This window comes from Dermabacter hominis NBRC 106157 (assembly GCF_001570785.1).
Taxonomy (GTDB): domain Bacteria; phylum Actinomycetota; class Actinomycetes; order Actinomycetales; family Dermabacteraceae; genus Dermabacter; species Dermabacter hominis.
Genome location: NZ_BCSI01000002.1, coordinates 181,398 through 198,375, shown reverse-complemented (window position 1 = coordinate 198,375; position 16,978 = coordinate 181,398). Strand labels below are relative to the sequence as shown.

Genomic DNA, 16,978 nt, shown 5'->3' with positions numbered 1-16,978 from the left:
TGGCTAGGGTAAAGGGCGCGCGCCCAGGGTGCGCTTTTGAGTCCGACGGTGGCACGGCAACCGTCGGGCCACATCCGAAAGGCAATCATGGCACTTCCTTCGACCACAGACCCTTCTCGCCGCCGCTACGCGACCGCCCTCCTCGTGGGCCTCATCGGCGGCTTGTTCTCCGCAATCGTGAAGTTTGGCTGGGAGGTGCCATTCCCACCGCGCACACCCGAGCGCAACGCCACCAACCCGCCGCAGCAGCTCCTACAGCAACTGGGACTCAGCGAGGACGTCACCCACACGCTCGTTCATTTCAATGGCAACGGCCTGCCAATCATGAGCTTCATCGTCCACTTCAGCTTTGCGATTGTCTTCGCGGTTCTCTACTGCGTTGTTGCCGAGCGTTTCCCCAAGATCACCCTGTGGCAGGGTGCAGCATTCGGCATCGTCATCCACGTCGTTTTCCACGTCCTGCTCATGCCTGCACTCGGCACGGTGCCCGCGCCGTGGGATCAGCCGTGGCAGGAGCACGTGAGCGAGTTCTTCGGCCACATCATCTGGATGTGGAGTATTGAAATCGTGCGTCGCGACCTTCGCAATCGTTTCACTCACGAGCCGGATCCGTGGGTTGCGCTCGAGGCTACGGACGGCGCTCGCTAATGCCGTAGTGCTCTGGCCCGGACGGCCCTCGCACTCTTCCTTTTCGGGGAGTACGTTGGTGGTATGCGCACCATCATCAACGTCATTCTCAACATCATTTGGGTTATTACCGCCGGCCTTTGGCTGTGGCTCGGATACATCCTCGCGGGCATCATCGCGTGCATCTTCATCGTCACGATTCCGTTTGGCGTGGCGAGCTTCCGCATCGCGAACTACGTGATCTTCCCGTTCGGTCGCGAAGCCGTGCAGGTGCGGCCCCTTGGCGCGGTGGGAACCCTCGGCAACGTCGTGTGGTTCCTCATCGCGGGCCTGTGGCTTGCGGCAGGCCATGTCGCGACCGCGCTTGCACAGGCCGTGACGATCATCGGCCTTCCGCTCGCGTGGGCAAACCTCAAGCTCATCCCCATCACCTGCTTCCCCTTCGGCAAGGAGATCGTCACGACCGGCGACTCACGCGTGATCTGAGCGCCCGCCTCTACACACTCAGCGACACAAAAGCGCCCCTCCCGCTATCCGGGAAGGGGCGCTTTCGCTACCTCAGACGAGGATCACATCTTGTGGCCAGCCGAGCGGAGGTTCTCGCACGCCTCGACGACGCGCTTTGCCATGCCAGCCTCGGCCTTCTTGCCCCACGAACGCGGGTCGTACATCTTCTTGTTGCCGACCTCACCATCGATCTTGAGGACGCCCTCGTAGTTCTCGAGCATGTGGCCCGCAACGGGGCGCGAGAAGGCGTACTGGGTGTCGGTGTCAACGTTCATCTTGATGACGCCGTTGTCGACAGCTTCCTGGATCTCTTCGAGGGTCGAGCCCGAGCCACCGTGCATCACGAGGTCGAACGGCATGTCCTTGCCGTACTTCTCGCCAACGGCCTTCTGGATGTCGAGGAGGATCGACGGGGTGAGGCGAACGTTGCCCGGCTTGTACACGCCGTGCACGTTACCGAAGGTGAGGGCGGTGATGTAGCGGCCGTTTTCGCCGAGGCCGAGGGCTTCGGCGGTCTTGAGGCCGTCTTCCGGGGTCGAGAAGAGCTTCGACTCGTCGACGTCCGCCGAGTAGCCGTCTTCCTCGCCGCCGACGACGCCAACCTCGATCTCGAGGATCTTCTTCGCTTCCACGGTCTTCTCGAGGAGGCGCTTGGCGATCTCAAGGTTCTCGTCGACCGGAACGGCCGAGCCGTCCCACATGTGGGAGGTGAACAGCGGGTTCAGGCCCTTGTTGACGCGCTCGTTGAGGTCCCATTCAATGAGGGGCTCAACCCAGGTGGGAAGGTTTTCCTTCGCGCAGTGGTCGGTGTGAACACCAACCGTGATGTTGTAGTCCTCGGCAACCTCGTGGATGAACTTCGCAAGAGCGATCGAGCCGCGAACGCGGTTCTTCACGGTCGAACCGGAGAGGTACTCGGCGCCGCCGACGGACACCTGGATGATGCCGTCAGACTCGGCTTCGACGAAGCCCTGGAGTGCGGCAATCGCAGTCTGCGAGCTCGACACGTTGATCGCGGGGTAGGCGAACTTGCCTTCCTTCGCGCGGTCGATCATTTCGTTGAACTGTTCCGGGGTTGCAACAGGCATGTGTGCTCCTTCGAGTGGGGATCGCGGGCACCCGTGTACCTCGCAGATCCACGTTGCGTTTGCCCTTTCATTCTTCCACACGTCGTTCGGGACGCTCGGGGACGGGCCACTCCCAGCACGAAACGTGAGATCTGAGCCACACGAGTGGTCACTGGGGCGTGGGCTGTCCGACGGCTGCCCACGTTCCGGCGTGCGGAATTCGCACGATGAGGCTGTAGGAACCGTCGGCATGCGCCCCCGCATTCACGGTGCCGCCGAGCGCGTTGGCCCTCTCGCGAACGCCGCGCAGCCCCATTCCGGAGCCGGGCGCAGGCTCGAAGTCCTCGGGCGGTGCGGTATTGACGACGTCGATGCCGGTGACATGTTCACTCGTCATGAGCGTGATGTGAATGTCGCTTCCGGGTGCGTGCCTGAGCGCGTTGGCGAGTCCCTCCTGGGCGGCGCGGTAGAGGGCGAGTCCGACGGTTGCGGGGACTGCGGGGATGCCCGCCTCTGGCACGGTGAGGCTCACGTGGGCGCCGGCATCGCGCGAGCGTTGCACGAGTTCGGGGAGATCCTTGAGCTCGGGCTGCGGGGCCCTCGCGACATCTTCTTCGCTACCGGTGCCGCGCAGCATCGTGAGGAGGGCACGCATTTCTTGAAGGGCGTTGCGCGAGGTCGCGGCTATTGAGGCGAATTCGGCGCGTGTCGCTTCGTCGAGTTGTGATTCTGCGAGGCGGTAGGGAGCGGTTTGTGCTTGGACGCTGATGACCGACATCGAGTGGGCGACCACGTCGTGCATTTCGCGCGCGATGCGGGCTCTCTCACTGAGCTCGGCGCTCTCGGCGAAGGCACGCTCTTGGCGCTCTTCGGCTTCGCGGCGTGCCGCCCGTTCACGCGAGACGTCGCGAGCCGAATCGGCGAGCCAGCGAAGCCCGTATCCGAAGGCCGCCGCGACGATCCACATGACGAGCATGACGCCCAAAATGAGGAAGCTCCACTGGATGAAGTCCACGGAGGTGGAGGCGCGCCCGTGCGTCACCACGCACCTCGCAATCGTTCCCATCAGCGCGATCACGCTGAAGGCGCCGAACACTCCGGTGCTGTGTTTGACGTTCCGGTGAAGGCTCAGGGTGAAGAGGGCGAGCCCGGCGAGTAGAACCGGAACCTCCGTGCCGGGCATGAACACCTGGCCATTGAACTTCACGATGGTGAGCGTGATGATCCCGCCGTAGGACACCACAAACGAGACGCATGCGAGCACGGAGCCGAGCTTCGGCCGCCGCACGAGGAAGATGAAGGCGAGCGCCCAGGTGAGCGCGAGCAAAGAAAAGGCCAGCCCTGTGACCGGGATCGTGAACAGGCCGAAGGGAAGGTACCGCGGCGCGATGTGCTCCCACAGGGCACCGTCACCCGAAATGGCGATGCGCATCGGCGCGATGACCGCGATCACCGCAGTCGCCCATCCCTTGAAGCTGATCGTCGCGAAGGAGTCCCCCTCGAGAATCTCACGCACGAGGCCGTTCTCAAGACGCGCGGCAATGTGCACGGTGAAGGGAAACAGGGCGAGGAGCACGAGGCCAAGGCCTACATAGAGTGCTGAGTCAACTAAGGCGAGTGTGCGCGCGTATGGCTCGAGGCCCACGGTTGGGTTGAACCTATGCACAACAAAACTGGCCATTCCCGACTCGTACGTGAAATCGATGAGCGTGACGAACGGGAAGAACAGACCGCAAAGAAGCGTGAAAATAACCTGGGCACCAAGGACCAACGCGGCAGTCACGCGCACGGTGTTAAGAACGAGGGCCTCGCTGATGAAGTCGAGCCACAGTCGCAGGTTTCCGAGGAGACGGAAGTACTCGGCGAACGAGTGGAACTCGGGGACTTTCGTGCGGGGGCGAAGTGCCTTCTCACCGCTCCACACATTGGAGCGGACTCTCGTGAGGTCAGCAGCGAAGCCGCCCGCGAGCAGGATGCCCGGCAAGAACAGAAGACCGATGAGGAGGAAGGCAAGCGAAAAGACGGTGAGAAAGCCGAGTGTAAAGAGCGTGCCGCCCACGAGAAGGCCAAGCACGAGGCTTGGGAAGACGTAGAGGAAGTCGCGTCCCAGTTGCTTAGCGTGCGCTTTGAGCGGCGCTTTCGACCACGGCGCGACCGCGTGCGCGCCGGGCGCGTTCTCTCCTACTTCTGCCATGGGTTAACCGTAGACGCCCAGGCAGAACTCGACATCACCCCCCGGTCTTGTTCACGGCAATACTTATGGATGAGCCGTTATTCGCGTGAGGGCGCGCCCTCTGACCTAGGCTTAAGACATGAGCCAAAACTCCCCCATCCGCGTCATCATCGCTGACGACCAGCCCATGGTGCGCGCCGGCTTCGAGGCACTCCTCGCAGCGCAAGCAGACATCGACGTCGTCGCCACTGCCTCCGACGGCCGCGAAGCCATCGACGCCGCGCTTAAGAATCGGCCCGACATCATCCTCATGGACATCCGTATGCCGAACCTCGACGGGCTCGCCGCGATGGAGGAAATCTTCCGCGCCGGTCTCGATCCCGCGCCGCGCGTCATCATCCTCACCACTTTCGACGCCGACGACTACGTGTTCACGGCTCTCAAGGGAGGCGCGAGCGGCTTCCTGCTCAAGGACGCCGAAGTCGAGGAACTCGTCGATGCCGTGCGGAAGGTCTATCGCGGTGGGGCCCTCCTCTCCCCCTCCATCACGCGGAAAGTCATTGAGGATTTTGGCGCGCTTACGCGCAGCCAGCGTCGGACCGATCCCGCCCTCACCAAGGCCATTGCTGCTCTCACGGACCGTGAGCGCGAGGTCGCGAAGCTCGTCGCGAAAGGGCTCTCTAATGCTGAAGTGGGCTCCACGATGTTTCTCGCGGAGCCCACCGTGAAAACCCACGTGTCCCACATCCTGCAAAAACTATGCCTTCGCGACCGCACACAGATCGTCGTGGCCGCCTACGAATCGGGACTCGTGGAAATCGGCGAAGACTGAGCGGGGCTCAGGCCTCCTCAACCTCGGCGTCGTCGAACGTCGAGGTATCGATGACGAAACGGAAGTGCACATCCCCCTTGACGACGCGATCGTAGGCCGCATCGACGTCGTTCACGCCAATGATCTCGATCTTCGCGCCGATGTTGTGTTCTCCACAGAAGTCGAGCATGTCCTGGGTCTCGGGGAGGCCGCCAATGTTTGAGCCGGCTAGAACCTTGCGACCGCCCGTGAGGGAACGGGTTGGGATCGGCATGCCCTCGGGAGGAAGGCCGACGAGCACCATTTTTCCGCCCGGCTTGAGCAGATCCATGAAGCCCGGGAGGTCGAACTCGGCGCTGATCGTGTTGAGAATGAAATCGAACTTGCCCTTGTGGGTCTCGAAGAAGTTTTCGTCCTCACCGGTGGCGAGGAGTTCCTTCGCGCCAAGCGCGAGGGCGTCCTCTTCCTTTTTACGCGAGCGAGAAATGACACTCACCTCGGCGCCCTTCGCCGCGGCAATCTGCACGCCCATGTGGCCGAGCCCACCGAGACCCGCGACCGCGACCTCCTGGCCTTCGCCTACCTCCCACGTCGCGAGCGGCGAATAGGTCGTGATACCTGCGCACAGAAGCGGTGCGGCCACATCAAAGTCGAGTGAGTCGGGAATGCGGCACACGAAACGCTCGCGCACGGTGACCTTTTGTGAGTAGCCGCCCTGAGTGACGGTGCCGTCCTCATCGATCGCGTTATAGGTGCCGATCGCGCCGTTCAAGCAGTTGTTCTCGAAACCCTTGTTGCACTGCTCGCACTCGCCACACGAACCGACGAGGCAGCCGACACCAACGCGGTCGCCGACCTTGTACTTCGTGACGTCGGGGCCGACGGCCTCGACCACTCCCGCGATCTCGTGGCCAACGGCGAGTGGGAACTTCGCGGGGCCCCACTCATTGCGAATCGTGTGGATGTCGCTGTGGCACACGCCGGCGGCCTTAATGTCGATGAGAACATCGGTTCCCTGTGGCTCGCGGCGCTCGATATTGACGACCTTGAAGGGCTCTTCCGGGCCAGTTTTTTGCAGAGCTTTCACGGTAATGCTCATGGTGTGCTCCTAACCATGGATCGGGTGTTCGGCGGTTTGCGCCGTTGCCCTTTCACCCTACTTCCCAGGTCAGAAACATCTCTGACGATCCTCGTCGCTCCCGCAGCTACAGCGTTAGTTCGCGCGGAATCTCGACGTGTTGACTCACCCACGTGTGCATCACAATCGCGGCAGCGTGCCCGACGTTGATCGAGCGCGTGCTGCCGAACTGAGAAATCGCGACCGTGAGCGCAGCCGCATCGATGAGCGGCTTCGACACTCCCCCGCCTTCTTCACCGAACACGAGCACGGCGTTTTCCGGTAGGCGCGTGTGTTCGAGAGGGACGGCGCCGGGGACGATATCGACCGCGACGACCGCGCGATCGTTGTCGCGAGCCCACTGGAGGAAGTCTTCGGGCCTCGCGTGGTGAAACTCGTGCTGGTAGCGATCCGTCACCATTGCCCCGCGTCGATTCCACCGCTTCTTTCCAACGATGTGGAAGGCCGCGACCCCAAATGCGTTCGCGGTGCGCACGATCGAGCCGATATTGAAGTCATGGTCAATGTTCTCGATCGCGACGTGCAGGCCGTTGCGGTAGTGGGCGTCGAGATCCGCGATAATCGCTTCCCGGCGCCAGTACCGGTATCGGTCGGGAACGTTCCGACGGTCCCCCGCTTCAAGCAGCGCCGGATCGTAGTGAGGTTCCTCCGGCCAGTCCCCCTGCCAGGGGCCCACGCCGACTTCGCGCTCGCCAGACATTACTTGACGGCGTCGTCTGGGTCGGGAAGGCCGAGGCTCTTGCGGCGGCGCTCACGACGAACGAGCTTCACGAAGAAGTAGAGCACCACGAGGATGACGAGCACGTAGCAGACCTTCGAGAAGATGTCCGTGTAGGGCTCGATCACGTGCCACTGCGTGCCGAGGAAGTAGCCGAACGCGAGGAAGATCGAGTTCCATATCGCGCTTCCCAGGGCCGTCAGCAGTGTGAACATGGGAAGCTTCATCGCAAACATGCCCGCAGGGATCGAGATGAGCGAGCGGATGCCCGGAATGAAACGCCCGAAGAAGACGCCCTTCATCCCGTGATTGTCGACCCAGGCGTTCGTCTTCTCGTAATCCTCGACGTTGATAAGCGGGAGCTTAATGAACAGGGCGCGCGTGCGCTCGGGACCGAGAATTCGCCCGAGTCCGTAAAGAATGAAGGCGCCCAGGGTCGAGCCGACCACCGACCAGATCAGCAACACCCAAAACGAATGTTCGCCCGTTCCCGCGGTTACGCCCGCGAGCGGAAGGATCACTTCCGAGGGGATCGGCGGAAACACGCATTCGAGCAGCAGCAGGAGCATCACGCCGAAGCCCCCCATCGAGCTCATGATGCTAATCGCCCATTCAACAATGTTCACGGAAAAACCCTTCTTTTCGTGCGCGGGCCGAAGCGCATGTTCGGCCGTCCAAGTGTACGTACCCCTTAGCTGGCACTACTCACCAGGGGAATCACTCTTTTCCGGCTTATCCGCCCTTTTCGCCTTGATCTCCGAGGCCTTTTCGACGATCTCACGCTTCACGATCTCGTGAATCGACGCCTTCGGTGCCTTCTCATAAAGCTCCTCGATAGCCGCTTTCGCCTTCTCGAGGAAGGCCGCGCGACGCAGCTTGAGCGAAGGCGTGACTAGGTTCGGGTCCGCGAGATTCGCCCGTACGAGCGCAAACTTCTTGATGCGTTCCGTTCGCGACACGTCGAGGTTCGCGTTCTCGAGATAGGGCAGGATTTCCGCGATGAGCTTGGGATTTTCAATGATCTCGATGTCGTCACCCGAGACCTCGCCGTCCTCCGTGTGCTCGATGAGAAGCGCCGTGAGGTAGGGACGATCATCGCCAACGGCGACCGCGTACGCCACGCTCGGATGCTGTTCGACGGCGCCCTCCCAACCGGCGGGTTCGATCGTCTTACCGCCGGAGGTCACGATGACATCCTTCGAGCGTCCGCACAGCGTGAGGCGGCCGGAACTATCGAGACTTCCCAGATCACCGGTGCGCAAGAAACCGTCGGAATATGCCGCCGCCGTGTGCTCGGGATTGCGGTATCCAGGCGAGACCCCGGGCCCCTTCGCAAGCACCTCACCTTCCTCGCTGATGCGGATCGTCGTGCCGGGAACGGGGACACCCACGCTGCCCGCCGTGAGGTCACCCGGGCGGTTCGCGGCGATCGGGGCGGTCGTTTCCGTGAGGCCATAGCCCTCGATGATCGGGATGCCGAAGCCTCGAAACGCGAGCGCGAGCGAGGGGTGAAGTTTCGCGCCGCCGCACAGGATGTATTGAATATTCCCACCCAAGAGCGTGCGAATGGTTCGATAGAAGACGCGCTCGTAAAGCGCACGCTTCGCCGCGAGGCGGAACGGAAGCTTCGGCCGTTCCCTCTCGTGAAAACCTTCCCCAATCATGCCGATCCGCACGGCTGTCTCTCGCGCGTCCTTCCACAGGCGCCCCACATGCTTTTTATCGGCCTGCGCGGCGACAGCGTTAAGGATTTTCTCGAGCACGCGCGGAACGACCATGACAAACGTCGGGCGGATCTCCGCGAAGGTGGGGATGACACGCGACGTATCGGAGAGGTGGGCGACGCGCATCCCGAGCGCGAGGCAAATGAGTTGCACGCCGCGCGCGAGCACGTGCGAAAGCGGGAGAAAAAGGATCGTCGACCCGTGCTCGTTGAGCACCTCCCCGTGGGAGACGCCGATATTTTGCAACTGCGCCACGAAATTGCCATGCGTGAGCTGCACGCCCTTCGGGTCGCTCGTCGTTCCCGACGTGTAGACGATCGTGGCGACGTCCTCGAGAGTGCGGGAGGTGCGCGCACGCTCAAGATCAGCCTCGCTCACCGGTGTTTCGGGCTCGCGTGCCGCGAGCGCGCTCACGCATTCGTAGCCGCTCACTTCTTCCATCGTCCACACGCGATCCGCCCCGCCAAGGGCATGCGTGAGCGACTCGGCTTGCTGCGCGGTGCCGGCAATGGCGCGCGTGACCCCCGCGTCTTCGACGATCGCCTCCACCTGGGCCGGGGCGCTCGTATCGTAAATCGGCACGACGACCGCACCCGCCCACAGCACAGCGACGTCGGCGAGTACCCATTCGTAGCGCGTGGGCCCCATGATCGAAATCGCGTCACCCGGCCTCACGCCTGCAGCGATGAAATGGCGCGCCAAGGCGCGAGCGGAATCGAAGAACTCCCGCGTGGTCACGTCGCTCCACACGGTCGCTCCCGCAGCATCGGTGCCGGCAGGGACCTGGAAGGCGATGTGCTCGGGGGCCTCGCCATCCCGTTTCACGAAGAGGTCGGTGAGGCGCTCACTATCGTTCGATTCGACAAGCAGCGGGCTCGTGTATTCGCGCAAAGAGGTGGGCATAAATAGGTACTTTCGCGTCGGATACGGAACCGCAGGCTACGGAACCGTAACCAGTCTAAAGGTTAGACGCTGAATCACATCGCCACGTTGCCTCCGGGTCGCAAACCCCGGGGAAAATCCGGCATAAAACGGTAGATTGGCAGCATGACCTTCAACCCCAATTCCGAGATCCGCTCCGACAACACCCGCCGCAGCTCCGGCGGCGGGGGCGGCATGCGCCGCGGAGGCGCAATCGCCCTCGGTGGCGGCGGCCTCGGCACACTCGTCCTCGTGATCGTCTTACTCTTCCTCGGAGTCGATCCGTCGATGCTGCTTGGTGGCGGCGCCGGCCCCGCCCCAAGTGCACAGCAGCCTCAGCAGGGGACCGTTCTCGAGGAATGCCAAACCGGCGCCGACGCAAACGACAACGACGACTGCCTCGTACAGGCCACCGTCGAGTCCGCCGACTCCCTGTGGGAAGGCCAGGCTAAGAATGCCGGTTTCAAGTTTCAGGAACCACAGGCGGTTGTATTCACCGACTCGGTTAACACGGGCTGCGGTCCCGCCACCTCTGCGACGGGCCCGTTCTATTGCCCCGCCGACTCCACGATCTACGTCGACACCTCGTTCTACCAGCAGCTCAGCTCGCGCTTCGGGGCGAGCAGCGGTCAGCTCGCGAAGGCCTACGTTGTCGCGCACGAATACGGTCATCACATTCAGCGCCTCGACGGCACGATGAATTCGATCGATCGTTCGGGAACGGGCCCCGATTCGGATCAGGTGCGACTTGAGCTTCAGGCGGACTGCTACGCCGGCATGTGGGCTCACCACGCCGCGACAACGGTCGACGATAACGGCACGACGATGCTCGAACCCCTCAGCGACAAGGACGTCGACGATGCGCTCAGCGCCGCGAGCGCCGTGGGCGACGACCACATTCAGGGCGAAGTTACGGGCGGGCAGGTCATGCCTGACACGTGGACGCACGGCTCCTCAGCGCAACGCCGCAACTGGTTCGTGAAGGGCTACAACGAGGGCACCTACAAGGCGTGCGACACGTTCGCGGTTGATCAGCCGTAACGATCCGGCGCCGTCGCGTCTTTTCTCCGCCTTCAGGCGTGGGGTCAGTCCCGAGGTTTGCGCAGCAATCGATCGAACATCGATCTGCGCGCCGCGGCCCGCTCGACCTTACGCATACGAGCCTTACTCATGGCATGCGCGATCGCCTCGCTTTGGAATGCACGCCTGAGCACCCCGGGCGTCGCCCGCCCGAGCGCTTCGGGGTTGTAGGCCAGCGATGGCACCGAGACGACCTGTCCCGCCGCCACGTCTTTGAGGGCATGCTGCACGACGAACGGGGCCTTCAGCCACGTCACGCGCGGCGCGCCCTCCATGTTGACGGCGGCGTTGTGGTGGCTCTCGGTGTGCACGAAACCCGGAATCAGCACGGTCGCGCTCACGCCCGTTCCTTCGAGTTCCTGCGCGAGGTACTCCGTAAAAATAACGACCCAGCTCTTCGCCGCCGCCGAGAGGTTTGTCGCGGTGAACCCCGCCATCGACGAGACGTTGAGGATCGCCCCGGCGCCCTTACGTGTCATCGCCGTCGCCGCTGCGTGTGCAAGGATCAGGGTCGCGCGCACGTCGAAATCGACCTCTTCGAGAAACTCCTCGATCTCTCCTTCAAGAAACGAGGCGCGCACCGAATGCCCAGTGTTATTGACGAGCAGGCCAATGGGGTCAACGGGGTCGAGCAGGCGACGGGCCACGCGCTCCACATCGGCCTGGACCGAAATATCCGCCGGGAGAATGCTGACGCGAGTGCCAGACACCGCCTTAATCTGCGCGGCCACTGCCGCGAGGCGATCCTCGTTTCGCGCCACGAGCACGAGGTCGTGGCCGCTGCCTGCGAGCTGCCACGCAAATTCGAGGCCGAGGCCGGAGGTTGAGCCGGTGATGAGCGCGAGAGTCATGCCTTAAGCGTATCCACGCGAACCTTCATGCACCCATAGGATGGACGCATGCGAATTGCCACCTGGAACATCAATTCCCTTCGCGCACGGATGCCCCGCCTCCTCGAGGTGATCGATACCCGCAAGATCGACGTCATCGCACTTCAGGAGATCAAAGCCAAACCCGAGCAGCTCGACCTCAGCGGGCTCACCGAGCGCGGATTCGAAGTCGCCGCCCACGGCTTTAACCAGTGGAACGGCGTCGCGATCGCCTCGCGCGTGGGCCTTCGTGAGGTGCGCCGCGAGATCCCCTCGATTCCCGCCTGGGGCGAAGGGGATGATGGGGTCGTCGAGGCCCGCGCCATTGGGGCCGTCGTGGGAGACGCCTCGAGCGACTGCGCGCCCCTTGAGCTGTGGAGCCTTTACGTCCCGAACGGGCGAGAACTCGACAATCCGCACTATCCGTACAAACTCGCGTGGCTCGAGGCCCTGCGCGATTACGCGGCCTCGCGCCTCGATGCCGGCGGGCCGGGCGAGGCGCCCGGCGAGAACTCGGCGACTCTCTTCACGGGCGACTTCAACGTCGCGCCCACCGACGCCGATGTTTGGGACATGGCGGCCTTCGAGGGGAAAACCCACGTGAGCGCACCCGAGCGTGACGCCATCGCGGCGCTCGAGAACGCGGGCTACGCCGACCTCACGCGCGACTGGCTCGATGCCCCCGGGACCTACACGTATTGGGACTACAAGGGCCTCAAGTTCGCGAAGAAGCAGGGTATGCGCATCGACTTCTTGTTCGGCTCGCCCGCAGTGCGCGCGGCAACAACCGGGGCGATGATCGACCTTGCCGAACGGGCGCAGAAATCCACGAGCGATCACGCACCCGTGATCGTCGACGTTGAGCTCTAGGGATCGCCTGGGCGCCAGCAGGCGTCGGAATTAGCCAGACGGCTGGGTCTAGCGGCGGCGCCGCGCGCGGTGCTGGATCTCGAGCATGTGCTGCGTGCGTGACATCGCCGCCATACTCGAATCAATGAGGCTCGGATCAGCCCCCGTGAACACGCGCATCTCATATGCCTGCGCGAAGGCGTTCAGGGCAAGGTCGTAGTGGCCAGCCGCGAATAGCGCCTTCCCGAGGTGCTGGTGGAGTACGGCCTCCCACGAGGTGCCGCGGCACTCTTCGAGCAGCACACGGTACTCAGCGATCGCTCGATCGGTTTCGCCAAGATCCCGGTGGCAATCAGCCGAAATCGCGCGTAAGCGCACCGATGAAGGCTCCTTAGCGAGCCTGTCCTCGCACCTCTCGAGCGCCGTCACGGGATCGCCGCTCCAGAGCGCTCGAATAATGTCGTGCGCGTCGTCGTGGGCAAATTCCCGATCAAACGCCTCGACGTCATCGATTACGGGGCGCAGTGTCATGGGGTCAATGTGCCAGCCCGCTTCCGCGCAGGGAACGGAGGGTGGCGATGGGCGCTTGAGCGTTGCTTCGAGCATGGACGCGTTCCTCCTTCATTAATGGGCGCGGCGATGTTCAGCAAAGAAGAGGCGTGTGCGGGGGATGGGATCCGGGCCAAAAAGGAGGCGCCCTTTCGAGCGCCTCCCCGGGGCCGATCCGGGATCAAGCGTGCACCTGGTGGTGTGGTATCCGCTTTCGACGAATCCGCACCAGTCCGAACGAGGACCACTCGCACGTGGGTTTCGAATCATTCCCTTGCTTGTGATGTCCCCCACTTTACACGCTCGATGTGAGCCACGCAACCCCCATTTCGCTTCGTGGTTGTGGCCTCCGGTCTGCCCCCACAATCCGCCTCTACCCCCAAGAATGACCAGGGACTGGAATGAGCCCCGGGAGCGGCAAAACATGGAGCCATGACACACGTATTTCCCCGAGTTGAGCACGGCCGCCGCGATCCCTCGACCTTCGTGAGCCGAATTCCGCTTGACGCGCCGCCCTCCCCGCACGAACATGCGAGCGCCACGATCGCGTGGCTCGGCAACAGCGGCGAGCTTGAAACCCTCGTGCGCGACCGCGTTCAAGCGGCCGGCTTCGACGTTGCCACGGCGAAAACGCCTCGCGGGCACGTGCGTGCAGTCGTGTGCGAGGCGTCGCTCCTCGCTAGCGCAGCAGAGGCATACCCAGAACTCCCCCTCTTCGCCGCGTGCGAGAACGAGCCCGAACCGCGTGATTACCAGCAAGCGCTTGCCCACGGAGCGCGCGCACTTCGTTTTCTTCCGGAGGAATCCTCGGAGCTTATTAGCGACCTTTCCTCTCTCGCCACGAGCAGCGGCCGAAGCCGCGTGCTCGCGTGCCTTTCGGGACATGGAGGCGCAGGGTCGACGTCTCTCGCGATCGCTCTCGCCCTCGCATCATCAAGCCGAAGCATGCCCGCGACACTCGTCGATGCCGATCCCTTCGGCGGCGGAATCGACACGCTCGTGCAGGCCCGGCATGTGGCGGGCGCGCGGTGGAGTGATCTGGGAGCGGCAAGTGGTACGACGGATGCCGAGGTGCTCCTCGACGCTCTTCCTCTCATCGACGGCTACCGCCTGCTCACCTTTTCGGGAGCGCGAGAGGAATCCGTGAATCCCCAGGTCATCGCGAGTCTTGCGAATGCACCCGGCACTCTTGTTCTCGACGCGCCGCTCGGAACGGGGATCGAACCACACGTGAGTCCCGACATCACTCTCGTCTCGGTCCATCCGAGCGAACACGCACTCGCCGCGACGGCGCGAACCCTCGATGTACTTCGCGGGGTGTATCCGCGCACCCGCATCGGCATCGCTCTGCGCACGCGCCGGCACCGCGAGAGCTATCGGGCGCGCGACGTGGCCGAGCAGCTCGGCGCGCCCATCGTGCTCGAGTACCGAAGTGCCCGCGAAGGCTTCGTCCCCGGTCTAGATCGAGACCGCAAGGGCATCGAAGCCGCCTGCAAAAGTTTTCTCGCGAAGCTCGCCGATTCCGGAATGGGCGGGGGTAGCGCATGATTCTCACCGACGAGCTCCTTACCGGAATTCATGAATCGCTTCGCGAGGAACCGGGGGACATCGATGCGCGCCGCATCGCGCGCGTCGCTCACTCGCACGGCCTCATCCTCGACCGCGCGAGCCTCCTCGATCTCACCGATCAGGTGCGGCATCATCTCGAGGGCCTCGGCCCACTCCATGATCTCGCGACCGACGGTGTCAGCGACATCCTCGTCAACCCCGACGGCAGCGTGTGGATCGATTCGCTCAACGGTCTCGAGCGCACGAGCCTCACTCTTTCGGCGCACGATGCACGGGCTCTCGCGACCAGGCTCGCCTCACTCGGCAACCGCCGGCTCGATGATGCGATGCCGTGGGCTGACGCGCAGCTGCCCGGCAACCTTCGCTTCCACGGAATGCTGCCGCCACTATCTGTGGGCGGAGCGAGCATCAGCCTTAGGCGCGCCGCCACCCTCCCCTATTGCCTCGATGATCTCGAGAACTCGGGAACCCTAACGGCCACGGGCCGCGCTCTCGTCGATGCAATCATTCGCGCGCGTCTATCCTTCCTCGTGAGCGGCGGAACCGGAAGCGGCAAGACGACCCTGCTCGGCGCGATGCTCGGCGCCGTCGATCCCCGCGAGCGCATCATTATCGTCGAAGATTCCACCGAGCTTCGGCCCGCTCATCCTCACGTCGTACACCTTCAGGCGCGCCACGCTAATGCGGAGGGCATGGGAGAGATCAGCCTCGCGACCCTCATCAGGCAGTGCCTGCGCATGCGGCCCGATCGGATCATCGTCGGCGAATGCCGAGGCACAGACATCCGCGAGCTCCTCCAGGCACTCAATACGGGGCACGAAGGCGGGTGCGGAACGCTCCACGCGAATACGGCGGCGGATGTCCCCGCGAGGCTCGAAGCTCTCGGGGCGCTCGCCGGCCTCGATCCACTTGCGCTTGCATCACAGGCGCTCTCGGCAATCACGGTCGTTCTCCACATGCACCGCTCGCGCGAGGGACGTGCCCTCTCCACCATTTCGCTCCTGCAGCGCGGGAGGGATGGGCGGCTCGAATGCGTGCCGGCGGTCAGTTTTGGGACCCGTGAGCGGCGCTTTCCCGCTTTCGATGCGCTCGAGGCACGCCTCGGGCACGGGGGTGCGAGGTGAAAGGTCACGTTCGACTTTCGGACGATGCGCTCGCCGGTCTTCTCGACCACGTGGCGATGGCTCTCGGCGCGGGGGTGACGGCACCGCAGGCGTGGGCCGCCGTCGCCGAGGCCACATCCACTCCTCGGGAAAAGCATTTTGCCGAAGCGATGGCGCGCATTCCTCCCGCACTGGTGCAGCGCATGAACGGGGTCCTCAACGCGCCGCGGGAGGCGGTGCGCGCGGTCGTTCTGTGCCACGTCATGTGCGAGAGCACGGGCGCTCCGCTTTCCGGCCTACTTACCTCACTCTCCGGCGGGCTTCGCGATTCTTCCGACGCCACCAGAGCCCGCGCGGCAGCCTTCGCGGGCGCAAAGACGACGGCCCGAGTCCTCATGGCGCTGCCGCTTTTCGCTATCGCTCTCGGGTATGCAATGGGGGCGAATCCTTTGCGCGTACTCCTGGCGTCGCCCCATGGATTTCTCATGCTCGCGGCCGGAATCGTCCTCACCGCGGCCGGTTTCGCGTGGATGAACCGCATGCTCGCTGCAGCGCGCGGAGAGAGCGCGGACATCGACCCGTTGATCGTGATCGATTTGATCGCGAGTGTTGTGCACTCTGGGATCCCACTCGCATCGGCGTGCACGCGCGTGGGCGAGGCCCTCGAGAACACGCAGCCGGGGCCCGCGCTTCTCGAGGCCGGCCATGCGCTCGCCCGGGGCATGGCCCCCGCCGAGGCACTATCGAGGCTCGAGGGAGACCTTTCAGCACTCACGAGTGCGGCGAGCCTCTCTCACTCGACGGGAGCGCGTCTCGCGCCGATCCTGACGGCCGTCACTCGCGACCGTCGCCGTGCGCGGTTGCGCGAGGTCGATGAAGCCGCCGCGCGACTCTCGGTGCGCCTCGTGCTCCCCACCGGCCTCACGATTCTGCCGGCGTTCGTGCTACTCGGCATCGTCCCGATCATCACGGATCTCGTCACCACACACTTCGGCCAACTGTGGCCGTAGGCGCGCGGCATCCGCCGCGTGCAGCACCACACACATCCTTGAAGGGGGATACATCAATGATCGACAACCACACGACAGAAAAGACGGAACTACGAACCCGCGACATCCTCGCGGATGACACTGGCGCGACAACCGCGGAATATGCGGTAACGATCGTTGCCGCGTGCGCCTTTGCCGCGCTTTTGTTCGGCGTGCTCACGAGCGGCGAGATCAAGGGCATCCTTACGAGCCTCATTCAGGGCGCCCTCCACTCGGCGGGCTGA

The 16,978-nt window shown here is 63.7% G+C and carries 17 protein-coding genes; 9 read left to right on the top strand and 8 right to left on the bottom strand.

What is annotated here, in order from left to right:
- Window positions 1-87 precede the first annotated feature (87 nt).
- Both DEHOM01_RS03605 and DEHOM01_RS03600 read left to right on the top strand, forming a co-directional pair.
- A complete protein-coding gene (locus DEHOM01_RS03605; RefSeq protein ID WP_061211544.1) occupies window positions 88-648 on the top strand; it encodes a YagU family protein in 561 nt (186 codons plus the stop codon).
- A 63-nt stretch (window positions 649-711) separates the two neighbouring features.
- Window positions 712-1,113 (top strand): YccF domain-containing protein, encoded by a 402-nt coding sequence (locus DEHOM01_RS03600; RefSeq protein WP_061211543.1) that lies wholly within the window; start codon window positions 712-714, stop codon window positions 1,111-1,113.
- Between the two features lie 83 nt (window positions 1,114-1,196).
- Here DEHOM01_RS03600 and fbaA read toward each other — a convergent pair whose 3' ends face one another.
- Together fbaA and DEHOM01_RS03590 are read right to left on the bottom strand one after the other, a co-directional pair.
- Complete coding sequence (gene fbaA / locus DEHOM01_RS03595; RefSeq protein ID WP_016663271.1) at window positions 1,197-2,222, bottom strand: class II fructose-bisphosphate aldolase; 1,026 nt, start codon at window positions 2,220-2,222, stop codon at window positions 1,197-1,199.
- Between the two features lie 148 nt (window positions 2,223-2,370).
- Entirely contained in the window at window positions 2,371-4,395 is a 2,025-nt protein-coding gene (locus DEHOM01_RS03590) for a sensor histidine kinase (protein ID WP_061211542.1), read from the bottom strand.
- A 118-nt stretch (window positions 4,396-4,513) separates the two neighbouring features.
- On the opposite strand from DEHOM01_RS03590, the gene DEHOM01_RS03585 reads away from it, so the two are divergent.
- Complete coding sequence (locus tag DEHOM01_RS03585) at window positions 4,514-5,206, top strand: response regulator (protein ID WP_061211541.1); 693 nt, start codon at window positions 4,514-4,516, stop codon at window positions 5,204-5,206.
- Window positions 5,207-5,213: 7 nt separating this feature from the next.
- On the opposite strand, the gene DEHOM01_RS03580 is transcribed toward DEHOM01_RS03585, so the two are convergent.
- The 4 genes from DEHOM01_RS03580 to DEHOM01_RS03565 all read right to left on the bottom strand — a co-directional run bounded on the left by DEHOM01_RS03580 (window position 5,214) and on the right by DEHOM01_RS03565 (window position 9,668).
- Window positions 5,214-6,284: an NAD(P)-dependent alcohol dehydrogenase gene (locus DEHOM01_RS03580; RefSeq protein WP_061211540.1), complete on the bottom strand. Its 1,071-nt coding sequence runs from the start codon at window positions 6,282-6,284 to the stop codon at window positions 5,214-5,216.
- A gap of 106 nt (window positions 6,285-6,390) precedes the next feature.
- Window positions 6,391-7,023 carry a TrmH family RNA methyltransferase gene (locus tag DEHOM01_RS03575; RefSeq protein ID WP_061211539.1) on the bottom strand — a complete coding sequence of 211 codons (633 nt, stop codon included), beginning with the start codon at window positions 7,021-7,023 and terminating at the stop codon, window positions 6,391-6,393.
- A complete protein-coding gene (locus tag DEHOM01_RS03570) occupies window positions 7,023-7,667 on the bottom strand; it encodes a DedA family protein (protein ID WP_061211538.1) in 645 nt (214 codons plus the stop codon). The genes DEHOM01_RS03575 and DEHOM01_RS03570 overlap by 1 nt, the downstream gene beginning before the upstream one ends.
- A 75-nt stretch (window positions 7,668-7,742) precedes the next feature.
- On the bottom strand, window positions 7,743-9,668 hold the full coding sequence (locus DEHOM01_RS03565) for an AMP-dependent synthetase/ligase (RefSeq protein ID WP_061211537.1): 1,926 nt from the start codon (window positions 9,666-9,668) through the stop codon (window positions 7,743-7,745).
- Window positions 9,669-9,812: 144 nt separating this feature from the next.
- On the opposite strand from DEHOM01_RS03565, the gene ypfJ reads away from it, so the two are divergent.
- A complete protein-coding gene (gene ypfJ / locus DEHOM01_RS03560) occupies window positions 9,813-10,727 on the top strand; it encodes a KPN_02809 family neutral zinc metallopeptidase (protein ID WP_061211536.1) in 915 nt (304 codons plus the stop codon).
- Window positions 10,728-10,771: 44 nt separating this feature from the next.
- On the opposite strand, the gene DEHOM01_RS03555 is transcribed toward ypfJ, so the two are convergent.
- Window positions 10,772-11,617: an SDR family NAD(P)-dependent oxidoreductase gene (locus DEHOM01_RS03555; protein WP_061211535.1), complete on the bottom strand. Its 846-nt coding sequence runs from the start codon at window positions 11,615-11,617 to the stop codon at window positions 10,772-10,774.
- A 48-nt stretch (window positions 11,618-11,665) separates the two neighbouring features.
- Here DEHOM01_RS03555 and DEHOM01_RS03550 point away from each other — a divergent pair, with 48 nt between their 5' ends.
- Window positions 11,666-12,505: an exodeoxyribonuclease III gene (locus DEHOM01_RS03550; RefSeq protein ID WP_061211534.1), complete on the top strand. Its 840-nt coding sequence runs from the start codon at window positions 11,666-11,668 to the stop codon at window positions 12,503-12,505.
- A 48-nt stretch (window positions 12,506-12,553) separates the two neighbouring features.
- Here DEHOM01_RS03550 and DEHOM01_RS03545 read toward each other — a convergent pair whose 3' ends face one another.
- Window positions 12,554-13,090, bottom strand: coding sequence for a tetratricopeptide repeat protein (locus DEHOM01_RS03545; RefSeq protein ID WP_061211533.1), 537 nt, complete (start codon window positions 13,088-13,090; stop codon window positions 12,554-12,556).
- Between the two features lie 375 nt (window positions 13,091-13,465).
- Between DEHOM01_RS03545 and DEHOM01_RS03540 the strand changes: the two genes are divergently transcribed.
- From DEHOM01_RS03540 to DEHOM01_RS03525, 4 genes are read left to right on the top strand one after another with little or no spacing between them, the layout of a single operon-like run.
- Window positions 13,466-14,581, top strand: a complete 1,116-nt coding sequence (locus DEHOM01_RS03540) for a CpaE-like family protein (protein ID WP_061211532.1) — start codon at window positions 13,466-13,468, stop codon at window positions 14,579-14,581.
- A complete protein-coding gene (locus tag DEHOM01_RS03535; protein WP_061211531.1) occupies window positions 14,578-15,726 on the top strand; it encodes a TadA family conjugal transfer-associated ATPase in 1,149 nt (382 codons plus the stop codon). Before DEHOM01_RS03540 ends, DEHOM01_RS03535 begins: the two co-directional genes overlap by 4 nt.
- Complete coding sequence (locus DEHOM01_RS03530) at window positions 15,723-16,715, top strand: type II secretion system F family protein (protein ID WP_061211530.1); 993 nt, start codon at window positions 15,723-15,725, stop codon at window positions 16,713-16,715. Before DEHOM01_RS03535 ends, DEHOM01_RS03530 begins: the two co-directional genes overlap by 4 nt.
- 56 nt (window positions 16,716-16,771) lie before the next feature.
- Entirely contained in the window at window positions 16,772-16,978 is a 207-nt protein-coding gene (locus tag DEHOM01_RS03525) for a DUF4244 domain-containing protein (RefSeq protein ID WP_061211529.1), read from the top strand.